16 protein-coding genes and 1 pseudogene are annotated in these 17,789 nt (G+C 66.9%); 7 read left to right on the top strand and 10 right to left on the bottom strand.

All coding sequences use genetic code 11. The annotated features are described in order from the left end of the window. Positions 1 to 6: 6 nt before the first annotated feature. Positions 7 to 882, top strand: a complete 876-nt coding sequence (gene hisF / locus FHP25_RS09930) for an imidazole glycerol phosphate synthase subunit HisF (protein ID WP_231712270.1) — start codon at positions 7 to 9, stop codon at positions 880 to 882. Beyond that, the gene (hisH, locus tag FHP25_RS09925) at positions 872 to 1,585 is read left to right on the top strand and encodes an imidazole glycerol phosphate synthase subunit HisH (RefSeq protein WP_147846774.1); all 714 of its coding nucleotides are present in this window, start codon (positions 872 to 874) and stop codon (positions 1,583 to 1,585) included. The genes hisF and hisH overlap by 11 nt, the downstream gene beginning before the upstream one ends. Before the next feature lie 16 nt (positions 1,586 to 1,601). On the opposite strand, the gene asnB is transcribed toward hisH, so the two are convergent. Next, positions 1,602 to 3,470 carry an asparagine synthase (glutamine-hydrolyzing) gene (gene asnB / locus FHP25_RS09920; RefSeq protein WP_147846773.1) on the bottom strand — a complete coding sequence of 623 codons (1,869 nt, stop codon included), beginning with the start codon at positions 3,468 to 3,470 and terminating at the stop codon, positions 1,602 to 1,604. A 315-nt stretch (positions 3,471 to 3,785) separates the two neighbouring features. Between asnB and FHP25_RS09915 the strand changes: the two genes are divergently transcribed. Continuing rightward, a complete protein-coding gene (locus FHP25_RS09915) occupies positions 3,786 to 4,838 on the top strand; it encodes a methyltransferase domain-containing protein (RefSeq protein ID WP_178133427.1) in 1,053 nt (350 codons plus the stop codon). 75 nt (positions 4,839 to 4,913) lie between these two features. Here the strand turns inward: FHP25_RS09915 and FHP25_RS09910 are convergent, their stop codons facing one another. From FHP25_RS09910 to FHP25_RS09875, 8 genes are all read right to left on the bottom strand, one after another. Beyond that, positions 4,914 to 5,849, bottom strand: a complete 936-nt coding sequence (locus tag FHP25_RS09910) for a polysaccharide deacetylase family protein (protein WP_178133426.1) — start codon at positions 5,847 to 5,849, stop codon at positions 4,914 to 4,916. Between the two features lie 24 nt (positions 5,850 to 5,873). Next, positions 5,874 to 6,773 carry a class I SAM-dependent methyltransferase gene (locus FHP25_RS09905; RefSeq protein WP_147846770.1) on the bottom strand — a complete coding sequence of 300 codons (900 nt, stop codon included), beginning with the start codon at positions 6,771 to 6,773 and terminating at the stop codon, positions 5,874 to 5,876. Between the two features lie 8 nt (positions 6,774 to 6,781). Then, positions 6,782 to 8,155 carry a surface carbohydrate biosynthesis protein gene (locus tag FHP25_RS09900; protein ID WP_147846769.1) on the bottom strand — a complete coding sequence of 458 codons (1,374 nt, stop codon included), beginning with the start codon at positions 8,153 to 8,155 and terminating at the stop codon, positions 6,782 to 6,784. 5 nt (positions 8,156 to 8,160) lie between these two features. Next, on the bottom strand, positions 8,161 to 9,567 hold the full coding sequence (locus FHP25_RS09895; RefSeq protein ID WP_147846768.1) for an MBOAT family O-acyltransferase: 1,407 nt from the start codon (positions 9,565 to 9,567) through the stop codon (positions 8,161 to 8,163). Positions 9,568 to 9,655: 88 nt separating this feature from the next. After that, positions 9,656 to 10,618, bottom strand: coding sequence for an SGNH/GDSL hydrolase family protein (locus tag FHP25_RS09890; protein ID WP_147846767.1), 963 nt, complete (start codon positions 10,616 to 10,618; stop codon positions 9,656 to 9,658). Positions 10,619 to 10,639: 21 nt separating this feature from the next. After that, complete coding sequence (neuC, locus tag FHP25_RS09885) at positions 10,640 to 11,806, bottom strand: UDP-N-acetylglucosamine 2-epimerase (RefSeq protein WP_147846766.1); 1,167 nt, start codon at positions 11,804 to 11,806, stop codon at positions 10,640 to 10,642. Then, positions 11,803 to 12,834, bottom strand: coding sequence for an N-acetylneuraminate synthase family protein (locus tag FHP25_RS09880; protein ID WP_218578310.1), 1,032 nt, complete (start codon positions 12,832 to 12,834; stop codon positions 11,803 to 11,805). Before FHP25_RS09880 ends, neuC begins: the two co-directional genes overlap by 4 nt. 95 nt (positions 12,835 to 12,929) lie before the next feature. Beyond that, positions 12,930 to 14,060, bottom strand: a complete 1,131-nt coding sequence (locus tag FHP25_RS09875; RefSeq protein WP_178133425.1) for an alpha/beta hydrolase — start codon at positions 14,058 to 14,060, stop codon at positions 12,930 to 12,932. Between the two features lie 68 nt (positions 14,061 to 14,128). Here FHP25_RS09875 and FHP25_RS09870 point away from each other — a divergent pair, with 68 nt between their 5' ends. From FHP25_RS09870 to FHP25_RS09855, 4 genes are all read left to right on the top strand, one after another. Then, a complete protein-coding gene (locus FHP25_RS09870; protein WP_147846763.1) occupies positions 14,129 to 14,317 on the top strand; it encodes a zinc-finger domain-containing protein in 189 nt (62 codons plus the stop codon). Positions 14,318 to 14,395: 78 nt separating this feature from the next. After that, entirely contained in the window at positions 14,396 to 14,854 is a 459-nt protein-coding gene (locus tag FHP25_RS09865; RefSeq protein WP_147846762.1) for a MaoC family dehydratase, read from the top strand. A gap of 29 nt (positions 14,855 to 14,883) precedes the next feature. Further along, the gene (locus tag FHP25_RS09860; protein WP_147846761.1) at positions 14,884 to 15,660 is read left to right on the top strand and encodes a crotonase/enoyl-CoA hydratase family protein; all 777 of its coding nucleotides are present in this window, start codon (positions 14,884 to 14,886) and stop codon (positions 15,658 to 15,660) included. Positions 15,661 to 15,978: 318 nt separating this feature from the next. Beyond that, on the top strand, positions 15,979 to 17,265 hold the full coding sequence (locus FHP25_RS09855; protein WP_147846760.1) for an MFS transporter: 1,287 nt from the start codon (positions 15,979 to 15,981) through the stop codon (positions 17,263 to 17,265). Between the two features lie 107 nt (positions 17,266 to 17,372). Here the strand turns inward: FHP25_RS09855 and FHP25_RS40745 are convergent. Next, a pseudogene (locus FHP25_RS40745) lies at positions 17,373 to 17,789 on the bottom strand (hypothetical protein); the annotation flags it as partial.

Here is a 17,789-nt window from a genome sequence, read left to right as displayed (position 1 = left end):
GGCGTCGTGATCCGCATCATCCCGCGGCTCGACATCAAGGGACCCAATCTCGTCAAGGGCATCCATCTGGAGGGGCTGCGCGTGCTCGGCCGGCCCGAGGTCTTCGCCCGCACCTACTATCAGACCGGTGCCGACGAGCTGCTGTTCATGGACGCAGTCGCAAGCCTCTACGGACGCAACAGCCTTCTGGATGTCGTCGAGCGCACGGCACGGGAGACCTTCATTCCCCTCACCGTAGGCGGCGGCCTGCGTTCGCTCGACGACATCGCCGCCGTGCTGCGTGCCGGCGCCGACAAGGTAGCCATCAACACGGCCGCGATCGGCAATCCCGACCTGATCGAGGCCGCGGCCGAGCGGTTCGGCTCATCGACCATCGTGGTCCACATCGACGCCAAGCGCAGCGCCGGCGGGCGCTGGATCGCCTGGACCGAGAACGGGCGCGAGCCGTCAACCCTCGATGCCGTCGACTGGGCGCGCCGCGCCGCTGATCTGGGCGCCGGGGAGATCCTGATCACCTCCATCGATCGCGAGGGCACCGGCCAGGGATATGACCTTGACCTGACGCGCGCGATCGCCGACGCCGTGCCGCTGCCGGTGATCGCCTGCGGCGGCGCCGGCACCGGCGATCACGTCCGGGTCGCGATCGCCGATGCGCACGCCGACGCCGTATGTGTCGCCTCGATGCTGCACTATGGGGTGGCGCAGCGTCTGCTCGAGCGCGGCTTCCAGTTCGAAGGTGCCGGCCAGTTCAAGGTCCTGGCCGAGAAACGCGATTTCGGCCGTGTCCAGCCGAGCGACATCCCGACACTGAAGCGGCATCTGATCGACGCCGGCATAGCCTGCCGCATCGCGGACAGCGCGGAGCCCGCCGATGCCCGATGAAGCCGGCCGCCCTTGCGTCGCCATCGTCGACTATGGCCTGGGCAACCTCTTCAGCGTGGCGCAGGCGTGCCGCCATGCCGGCCTCGACAGCGCCATAACGTCCGCGCCCGATGACCTATGGCGCGCCGATGGCGTGATCCTGCCCGGCGTCGGCGCCTTCGGGCATGCCATGCGCACGCTCGACCGGCTGGGCCTGCGCTCGACCCTGATCGAGGTCGCGGCGGCAGGCAAGCCTGTCGTCGGCATCTGCCTGGGCTTCCAGCTCCTCTTCAGCGAAAGCTGCGAGTTCGGCACCCATGCCGGACTGGGCATCGTCGACGGCGTCGTCGAGAACCTGCGCGACGCAGCGCCCGCTGCCGCCACAGGCCGGAGGCTCAAGGTGCCCCATGTCGGCTGGCTCGGCATCCACCGCGCAAGCACGGGGCGATCGGATGACGGATGGACCGGCACGCTCCTGGCCGGCGTCCCCGACGGGGCGCCGATGTACTTCGTCCATTCCTTCTATGCGCGGCCGGCGCGGGATACGGCGACATTGGCGACAGCCCGCTTCGGCGAGCTCGCCTATTGCTGCGCCATCCAGGCCGGTGACGTTTTCGGGTGCCAGTTCCACCCGGAACGCTCCGGCGCCGACGGCCTGCGCCTCTACGACAACCTCGCGCGACACCTGGGAGTCAAAGCAGCCGCGCAATCACTGCCGTGGTGATCCTATGCCGGCCCCGTCAAATGACGGCCGCGGCGGGTTCCATGGCGTGCCCTTGAGCGGCAGCATCCGGCGCCAGACCCAGGTCGGTCGCCGCCAGCCCGGCTTCCGTCAGCATCGACGGCAGGGGTGCGTCCTGCCCCTCGATGTGGCGGCGATGGAAGAGCTCGAGATTGACGAACCGGATGATGTCGCGGCGGGTGGGCGCGGCCGGCAGAGGCAGGAACGCCCCGATGCGGAACGCATCCGGCCGCCAATATGTCGGATCCGCCATCGCCATCGAGTAGTTGCGCGTCCCTTCCTTCTTCCGGTTGATCGAAGGACCGATCTCGCGGGATGCCAGGTCGCGCAGGATCCGCTTGCCGAACTGGCCCGACTCGTCGGGCGCTGCGCGCAGGCGGAGCGGCAGGTTCACGCAGAACCGGACGAGATCCATGTCCAGCATGGGATTGCGCAGCTCGACCGAGGCCATCATTGCGTAGGTGTCGCTATGCGGCAGGTTGCATGTCGGCAGGAAGCCCGCCGTGTCGTGCAGCATGATGGCATGCGCAGCACGGTCGGTGCGGACACCAGCCCGGGTCAGATGCGCCAGTATCTCCTGCCGGACGCCGGCCTCGCGGGATTCGTGCGATGCCGCGGCGCCGGCGTTGTAGGACGGGCTGCGCGGATCCAATCCGACCAGCGGCCCGAGGGTCGTCTCGGTGGCGGCTTCGAACAGGGCTTTGTAGTGCTTGTAGCCGCCGAGATACTCATCGGCGCAATCGCCGCCGAGCAGCACGATGACGCCGTTGCGGCGGGCATCGACGCACAGGCGGTGCATGGGCGGCCCGCCGCCCCAGCGCGAGGGTGCTGCGGCATAGTCGACGAACGCCTGCAGCTCGGGCAGATAGGTGCGGCGGCTCTGCAAGCTGAAATAGCAATGCGCCGGGCGCTGTTCCAGCAGGTCCGGCACGACGGACAGCGGCAGCTCCTCGATCCCCGGCGACAGCTTGGTGAAGGCTGTCAGCGGGCTGGCCAGGCGCTGCGCGTGCCAGAAGACCATGCTTGAATCGAGCCCGCCCGACAGCAGGACCCCAGTGGGCACGTCGGCGACGAGATGGCGGCGGACGGCCTGCTGCCACAGGCCGGCGAGCTCGTCCAGCAGCGCCGGATAGGGCTGCGCCGCGGCCTGCGCCATCCGATCGCCATCGACCAGTTCCCAGGGCGCGAAGTAGCGCCGAACCGACGGCGTGCCCTTGTCGACAATGAGCATGTGGCCTGCGGGCAGCATCTGCAGCCCGGCGAAGAAGCTCGTCTGCGCGCCGAACATGCCGCGCGTGCCTTCCTCGCCGCTGGTCGACAGATAGACGTGGTAGGCATCGAGGTTCGGCACCACCGAGGCGCGCAACGCATTGAGGCTGCGCTGATCCGATGCGACCGCGATCTGCCCATCCTCGGCAAACCAATAGAGCGGCTTCTGGCCGAAATGGTCCCGGACCGCGACCACACGATCGGTTCGCTTGTCCATCAGGACGAACGCGAACATGCCTCTCACAGCCGCCAGGGCAGCGTCCAGGCCCCGCTTCAGGATCAGCTCAAGCAGGACTTCCGTGTCGGAACGGCTGCGGAAGACCACGCCTTCCTGGATCAGCGCGTCGCGCAGCTCGGCGTAATTATAGATCTCGCCGTTGAAGGCAAGGACGTAGCGTCCCGTCCGATCGGCGAACGGCTGCATCGCGGCCGCCGACAGGTCGATGATGGCTAGGCGGGTGAACCCCAGAGCCCAACCCGGACCGCTCGCAGTGGCTTGACCATCCGGTCCGCGCTGCCTCAGATAGGCCAACGCCCGGGCCCAGACGGCAGCGTCCAGCGCCGCGCGACGGTGCCGCCAGAAAACCAAGCCGCACATCTATATGCTAACCGCGCAACGGACGGATCGTCGATATCACGAAAGCCTCTCTGTCACCTGAGGCTATTTTTTCGCCTCATTGATTATTCGTGCAGCGCGCATACGCCGGGGACCGATCCGATGCAACCAGATTCGGGAGGCCCGCTGGTTGGCCGCCCAACAAATCTGCGACAATACGCCGACGCGGAGCTGGGCGCCCGGCTGCGCTATTTCATATAATGGCCTCGCGCGCATCACAGACGCGTCACGGAATGGGGTTGCCTGCGCTGGACTCCGGAGCACGCTTTGCGGACAAACGGGCGAATGAGGACAATCGTGAATGATGCGGTGAAAGTTGCGGGAACGTTCGAGAAGGATAACGGCATTCGTCTTCCGGTCTCCGATGACTTCCTCCTGCCCTTCCTGTCCCCGACCTCGCCGGGCAGCCAGTATTGGGATGGGCCTCCGCCGGGCGCAGCCAGCGACCGCCAGCGCGGCCGGGTCCTGCTCCAGTTGCACCAGGTCCTTGACGTGCTGGAACGATCCGGCGTCGACCTCACCGGCAAGTCACTGCTGGATATCGGCACCGGCAACGGCATGATTCCCCGCCTGATGCTCGAGTTCTCGGTGCTGGGCAATGCGGTCGGTGTCGACCCCTTCCTCGACGGCGAGCACCAGAGCAGCTGGCAGCCGCATGATCGCGACAGCCTGTTCCGCGAGCTGGCGGACTACATCGAAAGCGAGTCGCCGGGCGAGCTCGACTTCACCCGCTACCGCCACCTCACGGGCTTCGAGCATTTCACCTTGCGCCCGGGCCGGATCGCCTACAAGCGCGGCAGCGCCAAGCAGTTCCGCTTCGCCCAGCTCGGCGCCCACGACCTGGCGCAGCTGGATGAGACGTTCGATATCCTGTATTGCAAGGCGATCGACCACATCAGCGATTGGGATGGCATCTTCCGCGCCGCACGCGCGGCGAGCCACGACGGATCGTTGTTCGTGATCAAGCATTTCTCGTTCTTCGCCTATCTCGGCCCGCATCGCTACGCGACCACCAATATTCCCTGGGGCCACCTGCTTCTGAGCGATGCCGAGTACCGGCGTTTCGCCACGGAGTTCCACAGCCATCGTGCCAAGAAGATGGTCGAGTTCTATTTCTCGGGCCTTTGCTATCCGCGCAACACGATGCACCAGCTTACGGAAATCGCCCGGCGCAACGGCTTCGTGCTGCAGGCGTCGATCAACGAGCCGATGCGCCACGCGCACCGTATCCAGAAGTTCATCGATCTGATCCCTGACTTCTGGGATGCCGTCCACGGCAATCATCCCTCGGCCACCGAGGACGAGATGCTTTCAGGACGCTACCACTTCGTCTTCCGGCGAATGGCCTGACATGCGACGGAACGCGGCCGTCAGCCCGGGTCGATCCGGAAGATGCTGCGTTTCGCCGGATCGCCTGAGCCGTTCCTATCCGTCGCGGTGCAACGGCAGGTCGTTGGTGTCGAGGCGGGGCAGCAACAATGGGTCGTACCGACCGATATCGGCCACCGCGACCTCGGTCGTAAGACCCGCCACGCACCCGCGTCGCCGCAACCCGTCGAGCAGCAGCGGGTCCTGGCCGCCGTAAGGATAGCACATGATCCAGTTCTCGGTTGGCGCGCCGACGTCCTCAAGGAAGCTCAAGGACAAATCAAGCTCGCGCTCCTGCTCGGCAACCGTCAGCGTGTCGAGCCACCGGTGATCGTAGCCGTGCGCGCCAACGTACATGCCGCTGTCCACCATCTCCGCGATCTCGTGCGCGCGCAGGTACAGCGCTTCCGACAGAAGAGCCTCGTCGTAGCCGGACAGGTTGCGAAACAGCGCATCGACGGCTGCCGTGCGGACCGCATCAGGCAAGCCTTTCTGCAGCATGCGCTTGACGAACACGACCTCGGCCGGATCGAACCGCGATGCCTTCGCATAGGCAGCCTTGTATGAGGCGACAGGCTGAAGCGAGAACGCGACCGCGTTCATCTCGAGCCAATCGCACAGTTGCCGCGCGACCTCGGCCGCCCCGGCCGTCGACGCCAACGTGAAGTGGATCTTGTGGACATCCAGCACGCTGGGCTCGAGAACAGGACGGGCCGGCGGAAAAAAGAAGCCCGCGAGGCCGCGCTCCCGCAGCGCCTTGAAGACCACGGAATAGTGAATGCGATACCCGTCGTCGAACGTGAGCATGCAGGCGTTGGCCGGCAACGCGCAGCGCCCTTTCACGGCATCGATGAATTGCTCAGGCGTGACGATCGTGAAGCGACGCTCGAGATAGTCGAGCTGACCCTGGAACTCGTCATAGGTTCGACCAACCAGCTTCACGAACCCTTGCCCGGCGAGTTCATGAACATAGTGATACATGACGATGGTCAACCGCCCGCTCATCGCCGATCGCCCCTATGCCGGACGGCGCACGTCAAGGACAAAGGTCGTGCATTGCGCCAGCAGCCGATGATCGGAGCGACGCTCGCGGTAAATGGCTTCAGAGAGTCCGGCATGGAGCTGCGGCCAGTCCTTCGCTACGGCCGGCGGCAATGCATGATAGTGCGCTCCGTAGACGGCGGCGGGGGTGAAGCCGTGGCTGCGCAGCAAGCGCGACAGCTCACCTGGCGTGTATTGATAGCGTACTGAAACAGTCACGCCTGTCTCCGGATGCCGCTCCGGCTGGGGATAGGATCGGGCGGCCTTTTCTGCCGCTGCCAGAGCAGCCGCGCCATTTGCCGCCATCGCGATCGCCTCGGCCTCGATCATCATCGCATCGAGCGCACCGAGCTTGCGCTCCATGTCGGTAAAGGCGTTCAGCGAGAAGGCATTGAACAGCCGGTTGCGCGATCCCACGACGAAGGCGCCACCCGGTGCCAGCAGTGGGAAGATCCTTCGGCACAGGTCGACGAGCTGGTCGGCCGAAATATACTCGATCAAGCCCTGGGCGCTGATCAGGTCGTACGATTCGCCCTGCGGGTCGAAGTCGAACACCGATACCTGCTGAAACCGCGCGCGCTCGAGCCCCGCCTCGGCACGCGACGCCTCGCAGATCCGGATCATGTCCCCCGCGAAGTCGATGCCGACAGCATCCATGCCACGACGTGCGACATCGAGCACCAGATCACCGGTGCCACAGCCGATATCCAGCACACGGCGCGGTGCGGGCAGCGACGCCAGCACATCGAGGGCGATGCCATTGCGCTGCGCGATGATGTTGACGCGAGCGGGCAGCGCACCCGAACCTTTGCGTTTCCAATCCTCGGCGAAACGATCGAAGTATTGCTGCGTTTCGGCTTGCTGGTTGCCTGGCATCTGCGGGCCTATCTCGATTTGCTGATCTGGAAGATATTCGCATCGACCGCCTCGGCACGCACGTTCTGGAAACGCCCGAGAATGCCACCATAGGCATCGATACGTTGCTGCACCTTGGGCAGGTCGATGTCGGGAAAGCGATGCCGCGTATAGGCAACGTTCGACTTGTGCTGAGGCCGGCTGGCGTTGCGACGCTTCTGCATCCGGCGCCACTCGGCTGCCGCATGCCCCATCAGCCGGGTGCCGATGCCTGGCTGGACCTGGCCGTAGTGCGAGCCTTCGACTGTCTCGATGACATCGGCCATGCGCTCCACCGCCATCCTGCCGTCGGTCGCCGCAAGGTACCGCCGCAGAATGGATCGACGTTCCTCGGCCTGCGCGGTGCCGACCGCGAAACGGTCCTCGAGGATCGCATCGACGGCGGCGAGCAGCTCGGCTTCGTCGAACACCTCATGGCTTACGCTGTTGGGCAGCTTGAGATCGTATTTCTCCGACGTGAGCGGGCGATAGGCGATCGGTCGCCCCCCAAGCACATAAGCTTCAATGCCTGTCGTGCAGCCGTTGTGGATGACGGTTTGCGACGCCAGCAGCCACGGGACCACGTTACCCTCGTGCAGCACCTGGACGTTCGGGATCCCCTGCGCGACACGCCGCCAGGTCTCGTGATTCTCGGACGGATGCGGTCGCACGACGATCGCGGTGTCGGGATGGCGCGCCGCCAGAACAGGAACCAGCTTCTGGAAGGCCCAGAAGATGCCGTAGCGATGATAGGCGAGGCCCGTCTCCCAATCGGCGCCCGGAGGCGGCGCATCGGGCCGCTCGGGTGCCTTCATCGACGTCAGATTTGGAAAGAAATGATTGAGGGTGCCGAAGTTAGTGTTGATCAGGACAAAACGGCCGAACCGCCGCTTCAGCGCTTCGACATCGGCGGCAAAGAAGGGACGCAGCTCAGGCCGCATCATATCGACGCGTGGGTTGCCGGTCTCATAGATCGGTGTGCCGAGGTAGTGCGGCGACTCACGCCAAGCCTCGGCATTGTCGGGGCCCCATGCCATGAGAGCAGCAGCCGCCTGGAACGCCGGAGGCGCCACACGTGCGGTCAGGTAGGTCTGGTGCGTAAAATAGACCAGCGCCTCCTCGTCCAACGCCACGATGACGTGACCCAGCCGCTTCAGAATGCCTGAGATGCGATTGCTGGAGGAACGAATGTCCTTGCCGACATAGATAGAGCGAGGCAGGCGCGCGATCTGCATGTGGATATCGTTGCGCGAGCCAACGATGCTGCTAAATCCGCGCTCGGCCAAGGCGCAGGCCAGCAGCAGCTTGGCGTCGAACTCGCGCGACTGGTTTTCGCTCGGAATGATGACGTATGCGCGTGCCATGTTTGTCAAAAGTCGAAGTACACGAACTTCTTCGAGCTGCCCTGGCTCAACGTGATCGCCAGCGCCCAGACCAGCGCGATCAATGGCCAGAACACCGCTTGCGGCAGCCGGCGCGCCGCCCGGTGGATGGCGCGATGATTATCCCATCCGTGGGTGAGGAGAAAGACCGCCAGCAGCGCGATCGGGAAGGCATGTAGCCGCAGGGCGGTTTCCCAGTCGCCCAGCGGCGCGGTGAAAGGCCCCAGCGCCACGCGCGCGGCCGTGCTCATGTCGGGCGCGCGGAACGGAACCCAGACCCAGGTCACGAAATGGAACGTGATCAGCAGCCAGATCCATGCCGGCACGCGCCGGATGGCACCGTAGAGCGGCGACCAGCGCAGCGCATGCACCAGGGCGATGGCGCCGCCATGCATGGCGCCCCACAGCACGAAGGTCCAGTTGGCGCCGTGCCACAGGCCGCCCAGCAGCATGGTGATCATCAGGTTGAGCAGCTGGCGCGCCCGGCCGTCGCGGTTGCCGCCCAGGGGGATGTAGAGATAGTCGCGCAGCCATGTGCTGAGCGTGATGTGCCAGCGGCGCCAGAACTCGACGATCGAGGCCGAGGTGTAGGGCTGCCTGAAATTGGTCGGCAGGCGCACGCCGATCATCAGCGCCACGCCGATGGCCATGTCGGTATAGCCGCTGAAATCGCAGTATATCTGCAGGGAGAAACCGTAGATGGCCAGCAGGTAGTCGACCGCGGTCAGCCCGGCCGTGGTCTTGTAGACATGGTCGACCACGTCGGCGAGCTGGTCGGCCAGCACCAGCTTCTTGAACAGGCCCAGGGTGAAGACCGCCAGCCCGAACACCAGCCGCCGGCCGAAGGCGCGCCGCGCCGGCCGCGGCTTGGCGAGCTGCGGCATCAGCTCGTGCGGCCGCAGGATCGGGCCGGCGATCAGATGCGGGAAGAACAGCACCAGGCCGGCCAGCAGCCCGGCCCGGCGCTCGACCGGATACTTGCGGCGATAGACGTCGACGACATAGGCGATCAGCGTGAAGGTCACGAAGCTGATGCCCAGCGGCAGCGCGATGTTCAGCAGCTTGCCCGACCAGCCGAAGACCGGCCCGAGCACGTCGGCATAGATGAAGTCGGTGTACTTCACGAACGCCAGCGGCAGCAGCAGCAGCGCGGTGACGGCGATCATGCGCCGCTTGCGGTCCGGCGCCGCGGCCGCCGCCTCCATCCACAGCACGCCGAGATAGGCGACCAGCATCAGGACATGGGGGATCCAGACATAGCGCCAGTTCCACCAGCCGTAGAAGATGGTGCTGCCGATGATGACGAGGATCAGCCGGTGCCGCGCCGGGATCGCCAGGTGCAGCAGCAGGTAGATGGTGAAGAAGGCGAAGAATTCGGGCGCGCTGAACAGCACGGGAGGATCCGGCCGGAGGGGGTGACGTTAGGAACCCGACGCGCGGGCCGGCGTCAAGGGGGCAAGGCCCTGCGGGAGAGGAATCGCATTACTTGCCGAGCTGAAGCGCCGGGAACAGCGCCTCCGCCATCAGCTTGTGGCCCAGGCTGTTGGGGTGCGGGTCGCCCGGCATCGACCACAGCTCCTCGGGCTTGAGGTTGCGCATCGCCGGCAGCAGGTCGACGTAGCTGAACCCGTCCTCGCCGGCGACGGCCTTCATGCGCTCGTGGATGAAGTCGAACTTGTAGTCGACGAGGTCGTGCACGTCGGGGGTCATCGCCAGGTAGACCCGGATGTTCTTGCTGGCGGCATAGTCCTTCAGCCGCTTCAGCGCCGCCAGCATGGCCTGGTAGCCGGGCTGGCTGGGCTCGTAGACCTGCTTGTAGTGGTCGACCAGCGACTTCTCGCCCGACTCGCCGAACAGGCGCGAGCCTGCGATCCACAGGGTCACGGCAAGCTGGCTGTTGCGCAGGAACCAGTTGCCGCCGCCAGCATCCAGCTTCTCGGCATCGCGCACGAAATAATGCACCACGATATCCGTCGGCTGCGTCGCGGTCAGCTCGGTCAGGAAGCGCTGCGCGTAGCGCTCGGCGTTGTAGTTGCCGATGCCGGCGTTCATCACCACGACATTGTCGCCCTGCGCCTTGAACATCTCCTGCAGCCGCGCCTCGACCGTGTCCTTCTCGGGCACGCCCCAGCCCAGGGTCACCGAGCTGCCCAGGAACAGGATGCGGCGCTGCCCCGGCTCGACCGGCGGCGTCGGGCCGCCGCGCAGCCCCAGCTCGTTGGTGCGGATCTCCACCGACTGCAGCACCGCCGACTTCGAGCGTTGATGGTCATGCCCCAGGACCGGATCGTCCGACCGCTTCTTAAGCTCCAGCGCGTAGCGCCACATCTCGATGTCGTAGTTGCGCATGTCGGCGTTCTTGAAGCGCAACGCGGCCTCGCCGATGCCCAGCGCCACCACCACCGAGACGACGAACATGACGATCGATGACAGGATGTTCTTCACGGTCGGCGTCCAAGGAGGGGGTCAGATATCGTAGGCCAGGCGCTTGTCGATCTGCGGCGTGGCCGTGGCCAGCGCAGCCGCGATCTTCTCGCCGGCATGGCCGTCGCCGTACAGCGTGTCGTGCGCATAGCGGCCGACCTTCATCTGGCGGCGGATGGCCGCCAGGATCTCGTCGGAATCGTAGTTCACGTCCTGCACGTTGGCGCCGCGATCGCGCCCGGACTGGCGGCTGCCGATATTGATGGCCGGCACGCCCAGCCAGGCGCATTCGCGGATCGCCACGCTCGAGTTGCCCACGATGCAATGGCAGCGCTGCAGCAGGCGGATGAAGTCCTCCGGCGGCACGTTCTGCACGAAATGCACGCCCGGCAGCCGGCCGCCGTCGCGCCAGGCCCGCAGCGTCTGCGACACGCCGTCGGAGCCGGCGTCGAGGTTGGGCCAGAACCACAGCGCCGGCAGCCCCGAGGCGGCGACGGCCTGGGCCGTCTGGGCCGTCTGGAACGGCCCGTCGCCGTGCTCGTTGGTGACCGAATGCTGCGACACGATCAGGAAGCCGCGGCTCAGGTCGCGGCCGGCCTCGCCGCCCAGTCGCGCCACCAGGGCGTCGGCCGCCTGCGGATCGGCGACCGCCTCGCGGGCCACGTCGATCGACGGGCAGCCGGTGACCACGACGCGGCTGGCCCGCTCGCCCATGCGCACCACCCGCTCCTGGGCCTTCTCGTTGGCCACGAGATGCAGGTCGGCGAGCTTGGTGACGGCGTGGCGCACCTTCTCGTCGATGTTGCCGGTGACTTCGCCGCCCTGGACATGCGCCAGCGGGATGTTCATGTAGGCGGCGGCGACAGCCGTGGCCATGGTCTCGAACCGGTCGGCGACGCTCACTACCCAGTCGGGCTTGAGGGCATCGAAGGCGCCCGCCATCTCGGTCAGGACGATGCCGGTCGAGCGCGCCTGCGCCACCAGGGTGCCGGTCTCGCCGCCCATCCCGATCCGCCGGTCGATGCGGAAGCCCTCGGCCTCCATGACGTCGACGACGTTGCCGTACTTGTCGGACAGCGCCGAGGCGGCCGCGATCAGCTGCAGGTCGAGGTCATCGCGGGCGCGGATCGCCACCAGCGCCGAGCGGATGCGGGAGTAGCTCGGGCGGGCCGTGACGGCGACGCAGATCTTGCGGCGCGCCGGGCTCACGCGGCAGGCTCCAGGTCGTCCCAGCTGAGCGGCGTGTCGTGCTTGACGGCGCGCTTCAGGCGGCGGCCGACCAGGCCTTTCAGCTCCTTGGCCGGGATTCCGGTGCCCGGCTTCTTGGCTGCCAGCACCTGGGCCTCGAGCACGGTGCCAGCCGCCAGATCGCCGACGGCCACGACGCTCTTGGTGAAGATGCCGCGCATCGCCGCCAGATCCCGCGCCGACTGGTCCTTGTCGATCGGCGCCGCGCGCATGCGCTCGATGAAGCGCACACCCTCGACCAGCTGCTTCAGCTCTTCCGGCGTCACCGAGGCGATGGTGTCCGGCCCGAACATGTGGCGGCTGAGCGCCACGTGCAGCTCGAACACCTCGGCGCCCAAGGTCGCGGCGGCAAGTCCGGGGAAGATCTTCGCCGAATGGTCGGACAGGCCGACGGCGCAGCCATAGCGCTCGCGGAACGCCGCCATCACGTTGAGCCCCACGGCCTCGGGCGAGGTCGGGTACATGGTCGAGCACTGCATCACCGCCAGCGGCGCGCCGCGCTTCTTCACGACGGCAACCGCCTCGTCCAGCTCGGCCATGCCGCTCATGCCCGACGACAGCATGACCGGCTGGCCGGTGGCCGCCATGGCATCGATGAGATCGAGGTTGGACACCTCGCCCGACGCCACCTTCCAGCCCGCGACCCCGACCCGCTTCAGGAGCTCGACGGCCTGCGGCGAGAAGGGCGAGCTCAGGAACAGCAGGCCGCGTTCGGTGGCGTGCTTCTTCAGCGCGTGCCATTGCGGCTCGGTGAACTCCATGCGCTTCCAGTAATCGTAGCGCGTGTCGTCCTGCGGGCTGAATTTCTTGCGCCACGGCTCGCCCGGCGTGCTTTCGGCCGACGCGATGTGGGTCTGGAACTTGACCGCGTCGGCACCGGCATCGGCAATGGCGTCGATGAAGGCATGCGCCTGCCCGAGGCTGCCGTCATGTGCCTGCGCGACCTCGCCAATGATGGTGCATGGCCGTCCCCGGCGGGGGTCGGACAACCATGTGACAGGCTTGGTTTCTTGGTTCATAACGCCTTGATTCGTCTTGCGTTTCTGCGTCCTACAGGGACATTGCGGCGGCACGCGGGCGCAACCTACCCGCCGCCCGTCGTCAAGTCAAAGCGGCTGCCCCACAGGGCCTGCAGGTCGGACCGCTGATGGTCGGCACCCGACGGCAGCGGCGCCCGCTTGTCGGCGATCCAGTCGGCCACGTCCCGGTGCAGCGTCACGCCGTCCAGGTCGCGCAGCAGCATGTGATAGCCCTTGGCGTAGAAGGCCAGGCGCGAGTCGGGGCGCCGCGGCAGCCTGGCCAGCACCTCCCGCATCGCGCTTTCCGGCACGATCCGGTCGTTGAGGCCGTAGAGCAGCAGGTAGGGTGTCGTGATCCTGGGCGCCGCCTGCTTGGCGGCGTCCATGAGGTCGACCAGGCCCCAGACCAGGTCGGTGCGCGGATAGCGCAGCACCTTGGGATCCTTGGCGTATTTCTCCAGCATCTTGCGGTTGTTCGAGGGCTGGAAGTCGATCGAGGTCGGGCCGACCGGATGCCACGGCGCGATGTGCGCCGCCATCCACAGCGCCCCGCGCGCCAGGCCGCCGATCGTGTCGCGCGAGCGCACGGCCGGGCCGATCAGGATCGCCCCTGCCGGGACCGGCGCCAGCCCCGGGGCATCGGCCAGCCGCCCCAGCGCCGCCAGCACCACGGCGCCGCCCATGCTCTCGCCGGTGAGATAGATCGGCGTGCCGGGATGCCGTGCGCTCACCAGGCGCAGCGCCGTCAGCGCGTCGTTGACCATCGTGTCGACGCCGGCCCAGCGGCCGCGATGCGGCCCATCGCCGAAGCCGCGCTGGTCGTAGGCATAGGTCTCGATGCCGAGCGCGGCCCATGTCTGCGCCGGCTCCTCGAAGGCGCCCGAATAGTCGCCGAACCCGTGCAGCGCCAGGATCACGGCCTGCGGCTGGCCGTTGCGGGTGCCGGCCGTCGCCGGCCAGTGCTGCAGCGGCAGGACGGCGCCGTCGGCGGCCACGATGCGGGACGGCTCCAGCAACGGCGCCGAAACGGCGGGGCCCGACGGCACCACCACTGGGGCGCAATGCGTCAGCGCCGGCACGAGCAGCGCCAGCAGCAGGACGATGGATGGGGATCGGCGCATGGGTGCGGCAGTTATAGCGCAGTTGTGGGCGCCGGTGTGGCGGTCCGGTAGCAGTGGCGCGATCTGCGTCGTCACGCCTCCTGTTGATTGGCGGGCGCCCGCCGCTATGATCCGCCGCCTGCCGTTCGGGGAGAGAGCCGCGCATGGATGCGACGAAGCCGTTGGAAACGATTGAAGTCAAAACCGACAGGGTCGGCTGTGACGGCGGCGGTGGTGCGCTGGGCCATCCGCTGGTCTATCTCAGCCTCGTGAAGGAAGGCTTCGTCGACTGTCCCTATTGCGGCCGCCACTATGTGCTGGCCGAAGGCGCCCATGTCGGCCACGGTCATTGACCGCCCTGCGAAACCGTCAGCGATTGCCGTCCTGCGTCGCCTGCGCCAGCATCGTCCTCCACCACGAAGGAGCACGCGATGCGCACGCTGGGCGAAGGCATGTACTACACCGACCTCAAGGTCGGTGACCGCTTCAGGACCACCGGCCGAACGATCTTCGAGGCCGACCTTGTGAACTTCATCTGCTGCACCGGCATGCAGGAAGGGCTGTTCAACAACCTCGACTATATCGACAAGCATTCGCCGACGAAGCGCCGCCTGGTGCCGGGCGCGCTGGTCTACAGCTTCGCCGAAGGCCTGCTGATCCCGGTCTCGATCCAGGGCACGGGCATGGCCTTCCTGAGCATGACGCTCGACATCAAGGCGCCGACCTTCGTCAACGACACCATCCATGTCGAGTGCGAGGTGACCGAGGTGCGGCCGACCTCGAAGGATCCGTCACGCGGCATCGTGCGCACCATGAACCTGGTCAAGAACCAGAAGGGCGAGACGGTGCTGACCTATGATCCGCTGCGCATGATGCGCGGCCGCGTCTGACCCGCGCCAGCACCCGCACGGAGACCACCATGTCCAAGGTTCTGGTCGCACGCGAGGGCGCCGTCACCACCGTCACCATCAACCGCTTCGCCGAGGCACGCAACGCCGTCGACCCCGAGACCGCGATCCTGCTGCGCGAGGCCTTCATCGCCTTCGATCAGGACGACTCGCAGTCGGTCGCGATCCTGACCGGCGCGGTCGGCGCCTTCTGCGCCGGCTACGACCTGAAGGCGGCGGCGTCCAGCGCCGGGATGTCCCGCCACGACCCGGAAGGCGTCGGCCCGATGGGCCCTTCCCGCCTGCTGCTGTCCAAGCCGGTGATCGCCGCCGTCGAAGGCCATGCCGTGGCCGGCGGCCTCGAGCTGGCGCTGTGGTGCGATTTGCGCGTCGCCTCGCAGACGGCGAGGTTCGGGGTCTTCTGCCGTCGCTGGGGCGTGCCCCTGATCGATGGCGGCACCGTGCGCCTGCCGCGGCTGATCGGCCATAGCCGCGCGCTGGACATGATCCTCACCGGCCGCGAGGTCGGCGCGCGCGAGGCCTTCGAGTGGGGGCTGGCCAACCGCCTGGTGGCACCGGGCCAGGCCCTGGCGGAAGCCCAGGCGCTGGCGGCCGTGCTGACGAAGTTCCCGCAGACCTGCATGCGCAGCGACCGGCTGTCGTCCTACGAGCAATGGGGCATGGACATCGCCGACGCGCTGAGGAACGAGGGCCGCCGCGGCGGGCCGGCGCTGGCCCAGGAAGCGCGCAAGGGCGCTGCCCGCTTCGCCGGCGGCAAGGGCCGTGGCGGTGATTTCGCGGATATCTGACCATGAGCCACGAAGCCGCCCTGCCCCTGACCGACGCCAACATCGCGCTATCGCGACGATGGCGCCATCTGCATCCGCGGCGCCTTCGCGCCCGACTGGATCGAGCCCCTGGCATCTGTTTCGGGTGCAACGCGATGGCACCGGAATAGCGACTGACCCGCGGTGGCCTACTGACCGTCCAGCAGGTGGCCGGCATCGCACGCCCTGGCCGACAAGAATCACGGCCGTGCACCTGACGACTCATGGCAGTGGCGATGACACGCGAATAGACTGCAGCAGCGTCATCGCAGGATGAGCATGAGAAGACGGGAGGCGACCATGGCGGCGAACCCCTCTGACACCGTTGCTGTCGAAGACACCAGCCTGCTTGCATTCTATCGCGACATGGACGTGCCGGAGCGGCGCACGTTCTGGGCCTGCGCATCGGGTTGGGCCCTCGACGGCATGGACTTCATGATCTATCCGCTGGTCATCGGCACCATCATTGCGATGTGGCACGTCGATGCCGGCACGGTGGGCCTCGCCGGCACGGTGACCCTGCTGGCATCGGCAGTCGGCGGCTGGCTCGCCGGCTACATCGCCGACATCATCGGCCGCGTGCGCACCCTGCAGCTGACGATCCTGTGGTTCTCGTTCTTCTCGCTGGTCTGCGCCTTCGTGCAGAACTTCGATCAGCTGCTGATCGCGCGTGCCCTGCTGGGCCTGGGCTTCGGCGGCGAGTGGGCGGCCGGCGCCGTGCTGATGGGCGAGGCCATCCGGCCGCAATACCGCGGCCGCGCCGTAGGCTCGGTGCAATCCGGCTGGGCGGTGGGCTGGGGCCTGGCCGTGCTGGCGCAGGCGGTGCTGTTTTCCTATCTGCCGGCCGAGGTCGCCTGGCGCTGGATGTTCGTGATCGGTGCCTTGCCCGCGCTCATGGTCTTCTATCTGCGCCGCTATGTCGAAGAGCCGCAGATCGCCGCCCAGACACGCGCGCGGCAACAAGCGACCGGCGATCGCCCGGCGCTGTGGGAGATCTTCTCGGGTCCCATCCTGAGGACCACCATATTGGCTGCGCTCGCGGCCACCGGGTGCCAGGGCGGCTACTACGCCATCACGTTCTGGGTGCCGCGGTTCCTCACCACCGAGCGCAACCTCTCGATCGTGACCTCCACCGGCTATCTCGCCGCCCTCATCATCGGATCGTTCGTGGGCTACCTCGTCGGCGCCTGGCTCGCCGACCGCATCGGGCGGCGCAACCTCTTCCTGACCTTCTCGGTCGGCGCGATCGCCGTCATCGTCGTCTACACGCAACTGCCACTGACCAACGACATCCTGTGGCTGCTGGGCTTCCCGCTGGGCTTCTTTGCGTCCGGCTATTTCTCCGGCATGGGCGCGTTCCTGACCGAGCTGTTCCCGACGCGCCTGCGCGGGTCGGGACAGGGCTTCTGCTACAATTTCGGCCGCGGCATCGGCGCGCTGTTCCCGTTCCTGGTCGGCTTCCTGTCGACGCGAACCTCGCTGGGCAACGCCATCGCGATCTTTGCGGTGGTGGCGTATGGCGTGTTCTTCATCGCCGCGTTCGCCTTGCCGGAAACCCGCGGCAGGGTCCTTCACGCCGATACGTGATGCACACCTCTCTCCGCGAGAGCGGGGAGAGGGAGGGTGTACGACCGGATACATCGGTAACACTTTAGACCGGATACATAGGTAACACTTTGGACCGGATACATCGGTTACACTTTCGGTGCCGCCGCTGGCCGCTGCCGGGGGCGCGCCCCCGGCAGCGGCTCGAATTTTCCGGCGGGGGTGAGCAGGGCCAACGGCACGTGGCCGAAGCGCAACCGCATCACGCCATCGCGTGCCGTCGGCTCCAGGCAGATCGGTTCGCCGCTCAGCGCTTCGCTCAGAAACACCTCATGGCCATGCCAGCGGATAGTGCCCTTGGGACGGACACGCAGAACCGTGATGTCGGTGCCGTCGTACTGCGGCTCAAGCAGCTGGCCATGATAGCGCCGAGGGCTGGGCTGGTAGCACCGCGCCGGTGGCACCTGGCCGAGCGCTTCATGCGGCCGCTCTTCGTTGAATTGGCGGACAAAGGCGGCAAACCGACGCTGCTGGCCGCGCCAGGTCGCCGCCGGCGGACTCGCCGC

This window comes from Vineibacter terrae (assembly GCF_008039615.1).
In the GTDB taxonomy this organism is placed as follows: Bacteria; Pseudomonadota; Alphaproteobacteria; order Reyranellales; family Reyranellaceae; genus Vineibacter; species Vineibacter terrae.
The sequence above is the reverse complement of the archived record's forward strand: the minus strand, read 5'-3'. Positions and strand labels throughout refer to the sequence as shown.

Coding starts and splice junctions, on each gene's coding strand:
- hisH (WP_147846774.1), top strand. CDS start 872: ATGCCCGATGAAGCCGGCCGCCCTTGCGTCGCCATCGTCGACTATGGC.
- asnB (WP_147846773.1), bottom strand. CDS start 3,470: ATGTGCGGCTTGGTTTTCTGGCGGCACCGTCGCGCGGCGCTGGACGCT.
- FHP25_RS09905 (WP_147846770.1), bottom strand. CDS start 6,773: ATGCCAGGCAACCAGCAAGCCGAAACGCAGCAATACTTCGATCGTTTC.
- FHP25_RS09900 (WP_147846769.1), bottom strand. CDS start 8,155: ATGGCACGCGCATACGTCATCATTCCGAGCGAAAACCAGTCGCGCGAG.
- FHP25_RS09870 (WP_147846763.1), top strand. CDS start 14,129: ATGGATGCGACGAAGCCGTTGGAAACGATTGAAGTCAAAACCGACAGG.
- FHP25_RS09865 (WP_147846762.1), top strand. CDS start 14,396: ATGCGCACGCTGGGCGAAGGCATGTACTACACCGACCTCAAGGTCGGT.
- FHP25_RS09860 (WP_147846761.1), top strand. CDS start 14,884: ATGTCCAAGGTTCTGGTCGCACGCGAGGGCGCCGTCACCACCGTCACC.
- FHP25_RS09855 (WP_147846760.1), top strand. CDS start 15,979: ATGGCGGCGAACCCCTCTGACACCGTTGCTGTCGAAGACACCAGCCTG.